This window comes from Streptomyces sp. NPDC012466 (assembly GCF_042955215.1).
Taxonomy (GTDB): domain Bacteria; phylum Actinomycetota; class Actinomycetes; order Streptomycetales; family Streptomycetaceae; genus Streptomyces.
The window spans coordinates 137,233-154,088 of the sequence record NZ_JBIBEQ010000007.1 but is presented as its reverse complement, the minus strand read 5'-3'; the positions used below and the strand labels follow the sequence as shown (position 1 = coordinate 154,088).

Below are 16,856 nucleotides of genomic sequence, written 5' to 3'. Positions count from 1 at the left end.
TGTGAGTGTCTGAAGCGAAGGTCGTCTACCGGAACCGGAATGCCTTCATCAGGCGCAGGCTCCTGCTCATGAACTGGGCGTACTTCTCGTCGTCCATGCCCAGCGAGGGGGCCATGGGGAGCACACGCTGGTGGGCGACGGTCTGGGCCTCGGTGTACTTGAGGATGCCCTCGGAGCCGTGGCGGCGGCCGAGGCCCGAGTCCTTCATGCCGCCCATGGGCGACTGGACGCTGCCGTAGGCGGGCGCGTAGCCCTCGTTGATGTTGACCGTGCCGGTGCGCAGGCGGGCCGCGACCTCCTGGCCCCGGCGGCCGTTCCTCGTCCAGACCGAGGAGTTCAGGCCGTACGCCGTCGCGTTGGCGCGCTCGATCACCTCGTCCTCGTCGGTGAAGCGGTAGACCGAGACGACCGGGCCGAAGGTCTCCTCCGTGCAGACGGACATGTCCGTGGCGACGCCGTCGAGGATCGTGGGCTCGAAGAAGTAGGGGCCGATGTCCGGGCGCGCCACCCCGCCCGCGACGACCTTCGCGCCCTTGGCGACGGCCTCCTCGACGTGCCGCGTGACGGTCTCCAGCTGGCGTTCGCCGACCAGGGAACCCATGTCCGCGCCGTACGCCAGGGACGTGCCGAGGCGGATCGCCTTCGTGCGGGCGGCGAAGCGCTCCAGGAAGGCGTCCGCGATGGACTCGTGGACGTACAGCCGCTCGATGGAGATGCACAGCTGCCCGGCGGAGGAGAAGCACGCCCGGACGGCACCGGCCGCGGCCTTCTCGATGTCGGCGTCCTCCAGCACCAGCATGGCGTTCTTGCCGCCGAGTTCGAGGGAGACGCCGACCAGCCGGGCGGCGGCGCCCTGGGCGACCTCGCGGCCGGTGCGGGTGGAGCCGGTGAAGGAGACGTAGTCGGCGTGCCGGACGACCTCGGGGCCGATGACCGGGCCGTCGCCGAGGACGACCTGGAAGACGTCGGCGGGCAGCCCGGCCTCGATGAGCAGGTCGCGGGCCCACAGGGCGGTCAGGCAGGTCTCGGTGTCCGGCTTCATGACGACCGCGTTGCCCGCCACGAAGGCCGGGAGCGCGTCACCGACGGACAGTTCCAGGGGGTAGTTCCAGGGGGCGATCTGACCGACGACGCCGCGCGGGTGGCGCAGTTCGGTGACCTTGGTGAGGGTCGGCATGGCACCGGCGTGCCGCTTGGGCCGGAGGTAGGCCGGGGCCTTGCGGCCGTAGTGCCGGGCGGCGACCGCGACGGCCTGGACCTCCTCGTGGGCGTGCAGGCGGGCCTTGCCGGTCTCCAGCTGGATGAGGTCGAGCACCTCGGCCTGGCGCTCCAGCATCAGGTCGTGGAAGCGGAGCAGGACGGCGGCACGCTGCCGTACGGGGGTCTGCGCCCACACGGCCTGTGCGGCGCGGGCCTGTTCGAAGGCCTTCGCCACGTCCTCGGGCGTCGACTCGGGGAGGTCGGCCAGCTTCTCGCCGGTGAACGGCGTGTGGTTGGCGGTCCGGCCGGAGTGGGCGACGCCCTTGGTGAGCTGGGCGACCAGCTCGGGCGTGACCACGTCCGCGGCGGTGCGGGCGCCCTCCGGGGCGGGGGCGAGGGGGTTCGTGCCGGTCTGTGCCGTGCCGGTCTCTGCCGTCTTCTCGGCGGCCTGCGCGTCCGTCATGAGCCGCAGGGTATGCCGCGACGGAGACTTTGGGTACCCGTCGGTAACACGACTTCACCGAGTGCACACACGCCGCCAGTGACTGCTGGCAACAAACGCGCTGATCAGGACCTTGGGCGGTGACCGGCGGGTGTGATTCAGGCTTTCACGATCCTGAGCCGGTCCTGAGCGCCCTGGAACACCGAGGCGCCCTCTTCCTCCTCGGGTGTGCCCTTGGGCATGTCGACCCGCAGCTCGTACATGCGGTCGTCCCCGGTGCGGACCACCATCCGCAGGACCCGCCTGGGGGTCTCGTCCCGGTGGTACGTGGTGTCGGCGAGGGCGGCTTCCCAGCCCTGGACGCGGGTGCGGGTGTACCGCGTCTCCCCACTGGCCTCGTGCCCCTCGCGGGCCCGGTCCATCGGGGAGGCCGGGGCCTCGTCCCAGGAGAGGAGACGAACCTGGATCGCGCCGGTCCGCTCGTCGCCGTAAAGCGCCGTGCGGGGCCGGCCGGAAACGCCGCCGGTCCGGTCGAGCGGACGGTAGTGGCGCGGGAGGTGGAGGACGGCCGCCATGTCCGGCTCGGGGTGCGGGGTCCAGGTGTCCGTCGCATCGGCGGCCCGTTCGGCGCCCTCCGCGCCGCTGGTCTCGGCGAGCTGCGTGACGGCCCCTATGCCACCGGAGAACAACGCGCCGAGGAGGGCGAGGGGGCCGGGGCGGAGGAGGGTTTGGCGCTTGGGATGCGGGGGGTCTGCCTGCGGGAGGGAGGTCGACGGGGCGGCGGACGGGGGGCCGGGCGGAGTTGTCGGAGCGGGGGCAGGCGGGGTGGCGGGAAGGGGGCCGGGGCCGGGGCCCGGCGAGGTTGCGGGCAGAGGCCCGGGGTGTGCGGTGAGTGCGGGAGCGAGGGGTGCGGTGCTGATGGAGCCGGGCTGCGCGGCGGGCGCGGGGTCATCGGGCCGCGCGGCGGGCACGCCGGGTTGTGCGGCGGGCGCGGAATCGTTGGGCTGTGCGGCGGGCACGAGACCGCTGGGCTGTGCGGCGGGCACGCCGGGCCCCGCGGCGGGCGCCAGGCCGCTGGGCTGTGCGGCGGGCGCCGGAGCGCCGGGCACCGGGCCGACGGGCTGTCGTCCGCCGGGCACGGGGCCGCCGCGCTGTGCGACGGGTGCAGGGCCGCCGGGCACCGGGTCGCCGGGCCGCGCGGCGGGCATGCCGGGCGCTGCGGCGGGTGCGAGGTCGCCGGGCCGCGCGGCGGGCATGCCGGGCGCTGCGGCGGGTGCAGGGCCGAGTGGTGCCGCGGTCTGCTCGTCGGGCATCCGTGGGTGCTCGGCCGCTTGTGGTGCCGCCTGCGTCGGGGTGGGTCCCGCCACCGCCTCCAGCTCCTTCGCGACCTCCTCGGCGTCCGGACGCCGGCCGGGGTCCGGCACCAGCAGCCGGGCGATCAGCGGCCCCAACGGCCCCGCCTGCTCCGGTTCGAGCGGCTCGGCGCCGAGGATCGCGGCCCGCGTGGCCTCCGGTGTGGCCCGCAGGAACGGGGAGGAACCCTCGACGGCCGCGTACAGCAGCACGCCCAGGGACCACAGGTCGGAGGCGGGCCCGGCGGTGCGGCCGGACATCCGCTCGGGCGCGACGAACTCCAGCGGGCCGGCGGACCCCCCGCTCGCCCTGAGGCTGCCCTCGCTCTGCCCTTGGGCGATGCCGAAGTCGGTGACGACGACGCGCCGGTCGGGGCCGAGCAGCACGTTGGCGGGCTTCACGTCCCGGTGCACGATGCCGACGGAGTGCGCGGCGCGCAGGGCGCCGAGGACGGCGAGGCCGATACGGGCGGCCTCCGGCGCGTCGACCGGGCCGCGCCGGAGCGTCTCGTGCAGGGACTCGCCGGGCACCAACTCCATGACGATCCAGGGGAGTCCGTCCAGCGCCTCGGCCGCGTCGAGCTCGTCGGGGCCCTTGGGTCCCGGACGTTCGTCCCGCCGCTCCGCCTCGACGACCACGTCGTGGATGGTGACGGCGGCGGGATGGTCGACGCGGGCGGCGGCGCGGGCCTCGCGGTGGAGCCGGTGCGCGGCCCGCCGGTGGCTCTCGTCCTCCGGCCCACCCGGCAACCGGGGCTGCTTGACGGCGACTTCGCGCTGCGCGACCTCGTCATGGGCTCGCCAGACGGAGCCCGTCCCGCCGGAGCCGATGCGCTCGATCAGCCGGTACCGCCCGCCGATGATCCGGCCCCGGGCGTCGTCCGTCCCGCCCCCGTCGTTGCTCATGCCCCATCAGTACCCCGCGGGACGCTTTCTTGTCGACGCGGGTCGTTTCCGGGGGCGTTGGGGCGGCGGGATCAGGTCTTGTCGATGTCCAGGTTCGCGATCGCCGTGCTCGCCACCTCGCGGCCGCGGTCGGTGAAGTCGCCGTCGCCCGGGTAGCTGACGGTGAGTTTGTACATGTCGCCGCCCGGGGTCCGGTAGTAGAAGATCTCGGCCTCCCGGGGGCGCGGGTTCTCGCTGTCGTCGGTCTTGAAGGGGACGGTGTTCTGAGCGGCCTTCTTGCCTCTGTACGTGATCACCCTGGGGTCCGACTTCTTCGGCCCCTCGTCCATGTCCAGTTCGTAACTGCCGCTCTCCTTGAACCGCGTGTCGTCGTCGTACATCTCGGCGGCGGCGGACCCCGCGATGTTGCCGCCGGTGTCCTCGGCCTTCTTCTCCAGGGTCAGCCCGATCCAGATGCTGCCGCTCCAGTCGGTGTACGTGACCCAGTGCCCCTTGTCGGACTTCCGGTCCGGTTCGGTCCGCTGGTACGCGGCGGGGACGGCGAGCGACGCGGCGAGGTCCTTCTCCTGCTTGGTCTCCCAGCCCTCGGGCAGCCGCCCGGCGAACGGGTTGGCGATCACCAGGTACGCCGTCACCGCCGCCGCGACGACCGCGGCACCCAGTCCGGTCCAGGCCTTGCGGCCGAGCCGGACGCCGCCCCGGCCGCCGTCGCCCTGCCCGGTGATCTGGACGACCTGGGTGGGCTGGGCGGCGGGCGGGTCGGCGGCCGCCTCCAGCAGGGCCCGCACCCGCGCGGCGTTCGGGCGGCGGGCCGGGTCCTTGTCCAGCAGGCCGTTGATGGCTTCGGCGAGCGGGCCCTGGGCGGAGGCGGGCGGCGCCGGCGTGGCGTTGAGGACGGACTGGAGCGTGGCGGGGGTGTTGCTGCGGCGGAACGGCGAGACGCCCTCGGTGGCCGCGTACAGCACCACGCCCAGGGACCACAGGTCGCTGGCCGGCCCGGGGCGCTGGCCCAGCACCCGCTCGGGCGCGATGTACTCGGGCGAGCCGACGAAGCCGCCGGTGTCGGTCAGGTTGGTCTCGCCCTCGATCTGGGCGATGCCGAAGTCCGTGAGAACGACTCGGTCGTACCGGCCGAGCAGGACGTTGTCCGGTTTCACATCACGGTGCAGGATGCCCGCCGCGTGTGCGGCCTCCAGCGCGCCGAGCACCTCCAGGCCGATCCGGGCGGCCTCGCGCGCCGACAGGGTGCCCTCCTGGAGCGCGTCGCCCAGCGAGCGTCCCCGGACCAGCTCCATCACGATCCAGGGCTGGTCCGCCACGACCGCGACGTCGTGCACGCCGACCACCGCCGGGTGGTCGAGCCGGGCTGCGGCCCGGGCCTCGCGGCGCATCCGCTCGAAGGCGTTGGCGCGTTCGCGTTCGGGAAGATGTTCCGGGACGCGGGGCTCCTTGACGGCGACCTCCCGGTCCACCGTCTCGTCCTTGGCCCGCCACACCGTGCCCATGCCGCCGTGTCCGAGCTTGGCCAGCAGCCGGTAACGCCCGGCGATGAGCCGCCCGGCACCGGGGCCCTCGGACGCGTGGGCGGACTGGACGGACTGGGGCGGCACGGCCTGGGCAGGCGACGCGGACGGCGTCGCGTAGGGATTGCCCGGTACCGGCACCTGCCGGTCAGGCGGTTGCAATACAAAACTCGTCGGCTCGTCGGCCCCGGATCGGGCTCCCCCGCTGTTGCTCATGGTCCACCCATATCGCGCCAACCGTTCGCGTAGCCACAAAGGACGCGAGCCGGTCACAGACCCGTGACTTCGGAGTGGGTCTCTTCTCCCCCTATGGGGTGGTTCGGGGCGCAGCGGTCACGGGGCGGGCGCGGGGGTGCTCGGCGAGGCCGGCCCGGGCGTCGGCGCCTCCACCGTCCTCGGCTCCCTCGGTGTCTCCGCCGTCTCCGGCATCCTCGGTGTCTCCGCCGTCTTCGGTGTCCTGGACGCCGAACTCGTCGGCATGGGGCCGCCGTCCCCGTTGCCGTCCCCCCTGAGCAGGGCCGCCGCGGACACCCCCGCCCCCGCCATCGCGGCGACCAGCAGCGCGGCGATGAGCACCCGCCGCGCGGGCTGCCGGAGGAAGGGTTCGTACGGCCGGCCCGGGCCGGCCGGGGAGGATTGCGGCGCTTCCGGATCCTGCGGGCGTCCGCGCGGCGTGTCCCCCACCGCCGGCGCGTACCCGGGCGGCGGCGACAGCGGCGTACGGCCCGTGTCACGGAAGGCCCGCAGCATCCGCTCCGCCCGGTCCGCGTCCAGCCGCCGGTCCGGATCGCGCTCCAGCAGGCCGTGGACGACCGGCAGGAGCGGCCCGGCCTGCGCGGGCGGCTGGATATCGCCCACGACGACCGCGTGCAGGATGCCGCCGAGCGAATCGCGGTGGAAGGGCGATTCCCCGCTGAGGGCCGCGCACAGCAGCGCGCCCAGCGACCACAGGTCGGACTCGGGCCCGGTCCTGACCCCGGACATCCGCTCGGGCGCGGTGTACTCGGGTGAGCCGACGAACGCCCCGTTCTCGGTGAGCGTGGGGGTGCCCGCGACCTGGGCGATGCCGAAGTCGGTGAGGACGACCCGGTCGGTGCCGCTCTCCAGCAGCACGTTGTCCGGTTTGAGGTCGCGGTGCAGGACCCCGGCCGCGTGCGCGGCGCGCAGTGCGCCGAGCAGGGCGATGCCGATGCGGGCGGCCTCGCCGGCGTCGACGGGACCGTGCTGGGCCAGCCGGTCGGCGAGCGAACCGCCTTCGATCAACTCCATGACGATGTAGGGGCGTTCGTCGTCCTCGACGACATCGTGGACGACGATGATGTGCGGGTGGCTCAGCTGGGCGACGGCCCGGGCCTCGCGCAGCGTCCGGTCCCGCTGCCGGCGCGCCTCCGCGGCGGAGAGCGTCTGGTCGTAGGGGAGCTCCTTGACGGCCACGCCCCGGCCGAGCAGCTGGTCGGTCGCCCGCCAGACCACGCCCATGCCGCCGCGACCGAGTTTCTGCTCCAGGCGGTAACGCCCCGCGATCACACGGAAGTTGGCCCCCTCGGTCCCCATGCGCCCCATCATGCCGCAGACGTCGTCAGCGCCCACGAAATCCGGTCGCCGCCCGACGCTCGGCAGCGCTTCGGGCTGCCGTGGCGCCTACCGCGGCTGTTGCCAGCCCTGGAGGACCCACTTGAACTGCCTGCTCGTCTTCGCCCAGTCCTTCTCCGGTGACGACATGTAGATCGCGTACTCGGCGCCGTCCCGCGAGAAGTACGTCTCCTCGATGGCGTGGCGCGGCCCGGCGACGTAGGGCGGATCCTTGGCCAGCGCCGTCCAGGTGTACTCCCACAGCGAGCCCTTGCAGTCCCGGTAGGTGTTCTCCTCCATGGTCACCCGCTCGTAGTCGACCAGCCTCTGGACCTGCTGCTCGAGATCCTCCTGGTGGGACTTGGCGTCGGCGAAGTCCGGTGACTCGTCGATGGCGATGCGGACGAAGTGTTTGCCGCCGTCCGGCGTGTAGTCGATCTGCTTGAGCTCGCCCTGCGGGCCGAAGGGCTTGCGCTTCCAGCCCTTGGGCAGGTGGAGGCTGAATCCGGCGGGGTCGTCGTAGCGGACCCAGTCGGCCGGAACCGATCCCCCGGGCTGCGCCGTGCTCGCGGACGTCTGTGAGCCGGACCCGTCACCCTGCGACGTCCGGCTCTCGTTCCACTGCTGGAGCACCACGGCCGTGCCCCCGCCGATGATGGCGGCGAGCGCGACGACGAGGGCGAGGGTGCGCAGCCGGCGGCGCCTCCCCGGCCCGGCCGGCTGCGGGCCGGTGGCCATCGCACCGACCACGGTGGGGCCGTAGGGCGGAGTGCCGGCCGGGGACGTCCCGGTGGCCGGGGTGCCGGCCAGTGGCGGGAGCGGTGTGCCGGTGTGCGAACCCGAGCCGGTGTTGAGCTGGCCCGTGCCGACCGGGCCGGTGCCGGACGTTCCCGTGGGGGTGGCGGTCCCCGTCCCCGTGCCGCTGGGGGCGTCCCGGTACGGCGAAGTGCCCCCGTACTGCGTCGGCACATACGCCTGTGCGGCGCTCGGCCGCCGCCCCTCCGCGGCCTCGGCGAGCATCTGCTCGGCCTCGGAGGCGTCGGGCCGGGTGCCCGGATCCTTGCGCAGCAGGGCGGTGATGACGGGCGCGAGCGGGCCGGCGTGCCGGAGCTCGGCGGCCTCCTCCTCGACCACGGCCTGCATGGTGGTCAGCGGTGTCGTGCGGCGGAACGGCGACCGGCCCTCCACCGCCGTGTAGAGCGTCGCGCCGAGCGCCCAGAGGTCGGAGGACGGGCCGGGGTCGTGGCCGCGCACGCGCTCGGGCGCCAGGTAGTCGACCGAGCCGACGACCTCTCCGGTCCGGGTGATGGTCGTGTCGCCCTCGATCTGGGCGATGCCGAAGTCGGTGAGCAGCACCCGGCGGTCGCGGGCGAGGAGCACGTTGCCCGGCTTGATGTCACGGTGCAGGACGCCGGCGGTGTGCGCGGCGCGCAGGGCCCGCAGCACCCAGAGCCCGATGCGCGCCGCCTCGCGCGGCTCGACGCGGCCCTCCTCCTTGACCGCGTCGGCCAGGGAGCGGCCCTCGACCAGCTCCATGACGATCCAGGGGCGGCCGTCGTGCTCCAGCACGTCGTGCACCGTGACGACCGCGGAGTGGTTGATCCGTGCCGCGGCACGCGCCTCGGCCCGGGTACGGGCCAGCAGGATCGCCTGCTCGCTCTCGGAGACGTAGAGGGCGGCCGTCAACTCCTTGATGGCGACCGACCGGTGCAGCACCTCGTCATGTGCACGCCATACCCGGCCCATGCCGCCACTGCCGATGGATTCGGCCAGCCGGTAGCGGCCCGCGACGAGCAGGCCCTGCATCTGATTCACGTTGCCCCGCAATGGTCTTGACAGGGTCAGCGTAAGGACCCGCCCTCACCCAGGGAACAAGCGGGGTACCACGGTGACCGCACTGTGACGGTTGTGCCTGTCGGGACGAGAGGCAACCAGAGGTACAACCGCGGCGCACAGGCGGCGCGCCGGTCGCTCAGCCCGTGGCCTTGTACGTCGCCGCCGCCTGCTCGTACAGCCGCGTCACCTCGTCCCGTTCGGACTCCGGGCCGCGCACCTGGACCACGTGGTAGCGCCCGTCGACCAGCATCGCGAGGTTGCGGACGTACAGGTCGCCCCCGCCGCCGGTCCAGGTGAACTGTCCCTCGGCCATGGTCCGCCCGCCCACCTCGATCCTCTTCAGGCCGGTGGAGGTGGCCCAGCTGGAGTCGCGGTACGGCTGCAACTCGCGCTCCGACTCCCGCTGGTAGGCCATCGGATCGCTGCCGTACTCCGACGCGCTGTCCCGGCCCGCCACGACGATCAGCTCGAAGCCGCCCTTGGAGTAGACGACCTGACCGCTGCCGTTGCGCGGTGCGCGGTCCCAGCCTTTGGCGACGGCGACCTGGAAGCCGGCCGAGTCCTTGCGCAGCGTGAAGCCGTCGGCGACGTCGGGGCCGGTGGTCTGCGTCTCGGTGGTGCCGGCCGACGACGACGGGCTCTTCTCCGGCTCGGGCGAGGTCTGATCGGGCCGGGGCTCGCTGCTGGCGTCGGGCTCGGGCGCCCGGCTCGCCTCACCGGCGGCACCGGTGCGGTCCGTGCCGCCCCCGCCCTCGGTCCCCGACTTGGGCATGAAGAGCATGGCGTAGGCGATCGCCGCGGCCATCGCGAGCAGCACCAGCAGGAGCAGGGTGCGGCCGAGCCGGCGCGGCGAACCGGACTCCTTCTTCGCCCGCTTGTGCCGCCCGTGGTGCGCGGGCAGCCCGGCCTTCCGCCTGCGCACGAGTTCACCCCGGCGCCGTACGACGGGCAGCCGGCCGGGGTCCACGGGCGGTGCCGGGACGACGTGCAGCCCGGCCTCCGGCTCGGGCGCCGAACGCACCAGCGAGCGCAGCCAGCCGCGCACTTCCTCGAAGTCGAGACGCTCGGTGGGGTCCTGGCGCAGCAGCGACTCCACCACCGGCCGCAGCGGACCGCACTCCTCGGCGTACGCGGGCGGCTCCGCGCACACCATCTGCACCAGCTCGGCCGTCGACTCCTCCGGGTAGGGCGCATGTCCCTGCACGGACCTGAAGAGCAGCGCGCCGAGCGCCCACAGGTCGGTCGCGGGGCCGATCGGCGCGGCCAACTGCCAGTTCTCGTGCACGGGTCCGGCCTGCTCCGGCGCCCAGCGCTCGGTGACGGGCCCGACCACGGCCATCCGCGCCTGCCGCGCCCGCTCGGCGGCCAGCGCCGTCGCGGGACCGCGCCGGGGGGCGGGGGTGTCGGCGACCAGGTCGTCCCATCGCGTGGACTCGCCGTGGGTTCCGGTGTCCGGGACCGGCGGGAGTGCCGCCTGCTCCCGGTCCTGCGGTGCGGGCCCGCCACCGGTCGCTCCACGGGGCGTCGCACCGTGCCAGCCGGTCGTCCGCGGGCCGCCGCCCACGCCGTAGGGGTCAGCGATCCGCCCGGGCGGCTGGGCCCCGGGGGCCGTGCCCTGCCCGGGGATGTAGGGCGACTGCGCCGATCCGTTGCCGTAGGGCGCGGCCCCGCCGTCGGAGGCCGGCCGGGCGCCGGGCAGTGCCGCCCGCTCGCCCTGCTGCGCCTCCTGCACCCGTGCCGCTGCCCGGGCACCGGCTCGGTAGGCCGCGATCGCCCCGGCACGCGCCGCCCGCGGGTCCCCGCTCTCCTCCACCGCCCTGCGCGCCGGCACCACCGATCCACCACCGGGGCCCTCGCCCCCGGCCGAGGGCAGTCCCCTGGACTCCCGGGCCTCTATGGCAGCGCGCCGCGCGGCCTCGGGATCGCCCGCGCCACCGATGTCTCCGGCCGGCCCGGGACCTCCCGGACCCCCGACGCCATGGACCGGTCCGGACTCCTCGAAGGGCGGTTCCGGCACCGGGTCGTAACCGCACAGCGCCTCCTCGGCGGCGCCCACCGCGAGCCCGGTCAGCATCACCCGGCCGTCATCGCAGACGAGCACCGTCCGCGCGGTGATGTTCCGGTGCACCCAGCCGTGCGCGTGCAGCACCCGAAGGGCCATCAGCACGTCGGAGGCGACCTCCGCCGCCCGGTACGGCGTCAGCGGCTTCTCGGCGAGCAGCGCCGCCAGCGGACGCGCCGCCACCAGCTCACTGACGATCCAGAGCGAGCCGCCCTCGGCGAACACGTCGAAGACCTGGTCGAGTCGCGGATGATCGGGAATGGCCGCCGCGGCCTGCGCCGCCTCGACCGCGCGCCGCACCACCGGATCCGTGGGCCGCCGCACGCCCGGACGTGCGCCCACACGCCCCCCGGGCCGCCGCGCACCACCGTCACGTGCCGTGAAGCCGTCGGGCAGCCCCTCCGCGTCCAGGACCTCCGCCTCGACCACCTCCGGCAACGGCACCTGCCGGACCAGGACTTCCTGTCCGCTGTAGGTGTCGAAGGCCCGGGTCTCGGTGAGTTCGTACTCGTCGGACGGCGGCAGCGGCAGGCGGTAGCGGTCGGCGAGTACCCGGCCCGCATAGTCGTCCACGTTGCCTCCCCCGGCAGCCCGGTCGGTCACATCCGTTCGCCCCGCGGTCCGATTCGGCTGCGCACGGTCCGCAAACATTTACGATACGTGCCGCAGGCAACCCGCAATGCGGGGATGCCAGATCTCACTCCCCAAACCCGGGGCGCCTCATGCTCAGGACTTGGGTTCGAAGGTCTTCGTGAGCGTCCGCCACGTCTCCTTGCGCAACTCGCCGTCCCAGCGTGCCGCCTTGGCCGTGTACATCAGGGCGTACCCCTGCCGGTCGTCGACCACGAAACCCCGGTCGATCGTCCGGTACCGGGTGCCGCCGTCCGTGTAGGTGAACTCCCAGTCGGCCGTGTTCCAGTCGCGGTAGTCCACCTTCTCTATACGGATCTTCTTGTACTGCGCGCGCTGCATGTAGCGCTCCTGGCTCTTCCAGTCCGCCACCGGGTCGCCCTTGGGCGTGGACGTCCAGGCGATGAGCAGCTTCTGCCCGTCGGGCCCGGTGAAGCGGTCGCCCGCCGCACCCGTGGACTGGTACTTCCAGCCCTTCGGCAGACCGATCGAGTACCCCTGGTTCCCCTGGTGAGTCGACTCCGCCGCGGTGCCCTTCCCGCCGCCGGAGCCGCCCTCGTCCGCCGAGCCGCTCGTCCGGCCGCTCGGCGTGCTGTTCGAGGCGGACCCGGACGACGCGGGCTGGGTCTCCGCACCGTCCGTGCGCGTGCCGTCGCTCTCGTCGCCCTTGGTGTCGGAACTGCCCGACGCGGTGGCGGCGGGCTTCCCGCCACCCGTGCCGGAGGCTCCCTTCGAGCCCTCGTCGTCACCGCCGAGGGCGAGGGCGAGGATGGTGCCGATCACGGCCAGCACCACGACCACGGCGATGATCATCAGGGTCCGCCGCGGCACCACGTCGGTGAGCGGCGCCCGGGGCACGGGCCTCGGCGGCAGGTCCGGCGGCGGCACGACGGGCCATCCCGAACTCCGCCCCCCGGAAGCGGTCTTCGATTCCGTCACGCCCCGCTCGGCGCCGCCGGCGGCCGCACCCGAGCCCGACCGCGCCACGGACGCACCCGCGTCCCCGGTCCGGCCCGCACCGCTGTCCGGCTCGGAGGAGGCCTCGCCCGCCGCCCCGGAAGAGGCGGCGGCGGTACCGGACTTGGCGGAGAGGGCGGCCGGTCCCGCAGCGGCCTTGCGCACGGAACGCAGCGCTCCGCGCAGCCGCTCCCCGGCCTCCTCGCCCCGCTTGCCTCCGGCCCCCGCCGAACTCCCCTTGCCCGAGGACCTGTCCGGCTGCGCCGGCAGCGGCACGACCTTCGTCGCGTCCATGGGCTCAGGCTCGGCCTTGTCCGGCGCGCGCAGAACCGAGTTCAGCATCGCCCGGGCGCCCGCGTCGTCGAGCCGCTGCGCGGGGTCCTTGGTGAGCAGCCCGTAGATGACGTCCTTCAGCGGACCCGCGTTCTTCGGCTCCTCCAGCGGCTCCGTCATCACGGCCGTGAGGGTCGCTATGGCCGACCCCTTGTCGTACGGCGGCGCACCCTCCACCGCCGCGTACAGCAGCCCGCCGAGGGACCACAGGTCGGCCGCCGGGCCCGGCTTGTGACCGCGAGCCCGCTCCGGGGAGATGTAGGAGGGTGCGCCGACGAGCATGCCGGTCGAGGTGATGGACGGGTCGCCCTCGACCTGGGCGATGCCGAAGTCGGTGAGCACGACCCGGCCGTCCTCGGCGATCAGCACGTTGGACGGCTTCACGTCACGGTGCAGGATGCCCTCGCGGTGGGCGGACCGCAGCACGTCGAGGACGGCGAGCCCGACCTCCGCGGCGCGCTTGGGTTCGAGGAGGCCGTCCTCCCGGATGACCTCGGCGAGCGACTTGCCCTCGACGAGCTCCATCACGATCCAGGGCCGGTCGTCCTCCTGGACGACGTCGAAGACCGTCACGGCGCTGTTGTTGCGGATGCGCGCGATCGCCTTGGCCTCGCGCAGCGTCCGCGTGATCAGCCGCCGCTTCTCCTCCTCGTCGATGTTCGACGGGAACCGCAGCTCCTTGACGGCGACCGTCCGCCCGAGGGTCTCGTCCTGCGCCCGCCAGACCGTGCCCATGCCTCCGCGGCCCAGCACCTTGCCCAGTCGGTAACGCCCCGCGAGGAGACGCTCCCTGTTGTCCTGACGAGTGTCCTGACGAGATGTGCCCGCCCGCTCCGCCTCCGACATGCGTCCCCTCATACAACCCGCCCTGACAGAGCCTCCATTGTCTCTCACCCGACAAGTGCCCGGCGCCCAGGGGCCCCCTGGCGAACACCCGCGGCCCCGCCCCCCGGGAACCCGGGTGCGCCACGCCCCGCGCGGCCTTGCATGATGGGCCCTCACCAGGGAGGAAACCGTATGCCGCCGATTCGGACATTGCTGGCCCTGCCGGTGGCCGCCGCCCTGTTCGGTCTGCCCCCGGCCGACTCGTCGGCCCTCTCGATGCCGCCCACCGACGCGGTGCTGCCGCTGCTGGTGACGCAGGGCCGAGCCCCGGCCGCGGCCCTGCTGGCCCGGGAGGGGACCACCTCCCGCTACGCCGCCGCCGGTTCGGGAATCGCCCGGTCGGACCATTTCCGCGCCGGCAGCATCACCAAGACGTTCATCGCGACGGTCGTGCTGCAACTGGCCTCCGAGCACCGGCTGTCACTGTCCGACACGGTGGAGCGGCACCTGCCCGGTCTGGTGCGAGGAGCCGGCAACGACGGCCGGGCGCTGACCCTGCGCTCCCTGCTCACCCACACCAGCGGTCTGTACGACTTCACCGCGGACACCGACGGAACCGTGCCCGTCACCCCCCGTCAGGCCCTGAACCTCGCTCTCACCCACCCTCCAGCCGAACGCGGCCGCTTCTCCTACTCGAACACCAACTACGTCCTGCTCGGCCTGGTCGTCCAGCAGGTGACCGGCCACTCGTACGCCGCGGAGGCCGAGCGCCGCATCATCACTCCCCTGCGTCTGACGGGCACCTCCTTCCCCGGATCCCGCTCCTCGCTGCCCTCTCCGCACGGCCGCGCCTACGCCGCCGACGGAACCGACGTCACCGAGCTCGACCCGCGGGTGGCCGGTGCCGCGGGCGAGCTGGTGACCACGCTCGCCGATCTGGACCGCTTCTACACGGCCCTGCTCGGCGGCCGCCTGCTGCCCCCGCACTGGCTGCGCGAGATGCTCGACACCCGTGCCGCACACGGCGCGTACGGCATGGGCCTGTTCCCCGAGAGACTTCCGTGCGGCACCACGGTGTGGGGGCACAGCGGGCACATATCCGGCAGCTATGTGCGCACCGCGGCCACCGTCGACGGCCGGCGGGTCCTCACCTTCCGCGTGAACACGGACGCGATCGCAGACCCCGGTCTCGAACCCGCGGTGCTCGCAACCGAGTTCTGCCCCCGCACCTCGTAGAACGACCCGGTTCCGAACAGAGATCCCGTTTCCCGACACTCGTTCGGGTGATGTGTCCGGCAGGACCTGTCAGGGGCCCAGCGGCACGATGTCCGGCGCTCCCAGTCGCGCCGCGTCCGCCGTCAGGTCGTCCGGCTGGCGCTGCGACTCCCGCTCGGCCTCCACCCGCTTCTGGTAGTGCTCGATCTCGCGCTCGATCTGGTCCTTGTCCCAGCCGAGCACGGGCGCCATCAGCTCCGCGGCGTCGCGGGCGCTGCGGGCGCCCCGGTCGAAGGTCTCGATCGAGATGCGCGTCCGCCGGGTCAGCACGTCGTCCAGGTGCCGCGCCCCCTCGTGGGAGGCCGCGTAGACGATCTCGGCGCGCAGATAGTCGTCGGCCGCCACCAGGGGTTCGCCCAGGGACGGGTCCTCGGCGATGAGCTCGAGAAGCTCCTCGGTCATCGCCCCGTAGCGGTTCAGCAGATGCTCGACCCGGACCACGTGGAGACCGGTGCGGGCGGCGATCCGCGCCCGCGCGTTCCACAGCGCCCGGTAGCCCTCGGCGCCCAGCAGCGGCACCTCTTCGGTGACGCACTCGGCGACGCGCATGTCGAGTCCGTGCACCGCCGCGTCCACCGCGTCCTTGGCCATGACCCGGTACGTCGTGTACTTGCCGCCCGCCACGACGACCAGCCCGGGCACCGGATGCGCCACGGTGTGCTCGCGCGACAGCTTGCTGGTGGCGTCCGACTCGCCCGCGAGCAGCGGCCGCAGGCCCGCGTACACGCCCTGGACGTCGTCCCTGGTGAGCGGCACCGCGAGCACCGAGTTCACATGGTCCAGCAGGTAGTCGATGTCCGCGCTGGAGGCGGCCGGGTGGGCCTTGTCGAGGTCCCAGTCGGTGTCCGTGGTGCCGACGATCCAGTGCCGGCCCCAGGGGATGACGAACAGCACGGACTTCTCCGTGCGCAGGATCAGCCCGGTCGTGGAGTGGATCCGGTCGCGCGGCACGACCAGGTGGATGCCCTTGGACGCGCGGACGTGGAACTGGCCGCGCTCCCCGACCATCGCCTGGGTGTCGTCCGTCCACACACCGGTCGCGTTGACCACCTGCTTGGCGCGGATCTCGTACTCGCCGCCCGCCTCGACGTCCTGCACCCGGGCGCCGACGACCCGCTCGCCCTCACGGAGGAAGCCCGTCACCCGCGCGCGGTTGGCGGCCTTCGCGCCGTACGCCACCGCCGTGCGCACCAGGTTCGTCACGTACCGGGCGTCGTCCATCTGCGCGTCGTAGTACTGCAGCGCGCCGACCAGCGCGTCCTTCTTCAAACAGGGGGCGACGCGCAGGGCGTGAGAGCGCGTCAGGTGGCGGTGCATCGGCAGGCCCCGGCCGTGCCCGCGGGCCATGGACATGGCGTCGTACATCGCGACGCCCGATCCGGCGTACAGCCGCTCCCAGCCCTTGTGCTGCAACGGGTACAGGAACGGCACCGGTTTCACCAGATGCGGGGCGAGCCGCTCCAGCAGCAGGCCGCGCTCCTTCAGGGCCTCGCGGACGAGCGCGAAGTCGAGCATCTCCAGATAGCGCAGGCCGCCGTGGATGAGTTTGCTGGACCGGCTGGAGGTGCCGGACGCCCAGTCCCGCGCCTCGACCAGACCTGTGGACAAACCCCGGGTCACGGCGTCGAGCGCGGTGCCCGCACCGACCACGCCTGCGCCCACGACCAGCACGTCCAGCTCGCGCTCGGCCATGGATGCGAGTGACTCGGCGCGCTGCGCCGGTCCGAGTGTCGCTGTCCTCACCGCTGCCTCCCGCTCATCGGTCGCGCCGGCCGCACCCGTCGGGTGAGACCCCGTCCGTATCCCCCTGCCCAAATTCTGACCGCGTTGCCCGACTTCAGCCACCACGGGCCCGCAGCCTGTGGACAACGCTCACGGAACACTCACCGAAACTCGGCCGGGCAATCCCGCATATCGGTCATATTTACTCCTAGTCTGACATT

General features: G+C 73.5%; 9 protein-coding genes. 1 reads left to right on the top strand and 8 read right to left on the bottom strand.

Annotated elements, in window-relative coordinates:
• Positions 1-25: 25 nt before the first annotated feature.
• From ACFY9E_RS25575 to ACFY9E_RS25545, 7 genes are all read right to left on the bottom strand, one after another.
• The gene (locus ACFY9E_RS25575; RefSeq protein ID WP_390987805.1) at positions 26-1,663 is read right to left on the bottom strand and encodes a succinic semialdehyde dehydrogenase; all 1,638 of its coding nucleotides are present in this window, start codon (positions 1,661-1,663) and stop codon (positions 26-28) included.
• Positions 1,664-1,800: 137 nt separating this feature from the next.
• Positions 1,801-3,900 (bottom strand): protein kinase, encoded by a 2,100-nt coding sequence (locus tag ACFY9E_RS25570; RefSeq protein WP_390987803.1) that lies wholly within the window; start codon positions 3,898-3,900, stop codon positions 1,801-1,803.
• Positions 3,901-3,971: 71 nt separating this feature from the next.
• Complete coding sequence (locus ACFY9E_RS25565; RefSeq protein ID WP_390987801.1) at positions 3,972-5,639, bottom strand: protein kinase; 1,668 nt, start codon at positions 5,637-5,639, stop codon at positions 3,972-3,974.
• Positions 5,640-5,756: 117 nt separating this feature from the next.
• Positions 5,757-6,977, bottom strand: a complete 1,221-nt coding sequence (locus ACFY9E_RS25560) for a protein kinase (protein WP_390987799.1) — start codon at positions 6,975-6,977, stop codon at positions 5,757-5,759.
• 87 nt (positions 6,978-7,064) lie between these two features.
• A complete protein-coding gene (locus ACFY9E_RS25555; protein WP_390988380.1) occupies positions 7,065-8,801 on the bottom strand; it encodes a protein kinase in 1,737 nt (578 codons plus the stop codon).
• 166 nt (positions 8,802-8,967) lie between these two features.
• A complete protein-coding gene (locus ACFY9E_RS25550) occupies positions 8,968-11,466 on the bottom strand; it encodes a protein kinase (RefSeq protein WP_390987797.1) in 2,499 nt (832 codons plus the stop codon).
• Positions 11,467-11,619: 153 nt separating this feature from the next.
• On the bottom strand, positions 11,620-13,659 hold the full coding sequence (locus ACFY9E_RS25545; protein ID WP_390987796.1) for a protein kinase: 2,040 nt from the start codon (positions 13,657-13,659) through the stop codon (positions 11,620-11,622).
• 171 nt (positions 13,660-13,830) lie between these two features.
• Here ACFY9E_RS25545 and ACFY9E_RS25540 point away from each other — a divergent pair, with 171 nt between their 5' ends.
• Positions 13,831-14,874, top strand: a complete 1,044-nt coding sequence (locus ACFY9E_RS25540) for a serine hydrolase (RefSeq protein WP_390987795.1) — start codon at positions 13,831-13,833, stop codon at positions 14,872-14,874.
• 69 nt (positions 14,875-14,943) lie between these two features.
• Here ACFY9E_RS25540 and ACFY9E_RS25535 read toward each other — a convergent pair whose 3' ends face one another.
• Complete coding sequence (locus ACFY9E_RS25535; protein WP_390987793.1) at positions 14,944-16,656, bottom strand: FAD-dependent oxidoreductase; 1,713 nt, start codon at positions 16,654-16,656, stop codon at positions 14,944-14,946.
• Positions 16,657-16,856 lie beyond the last annotated feature (200 nt).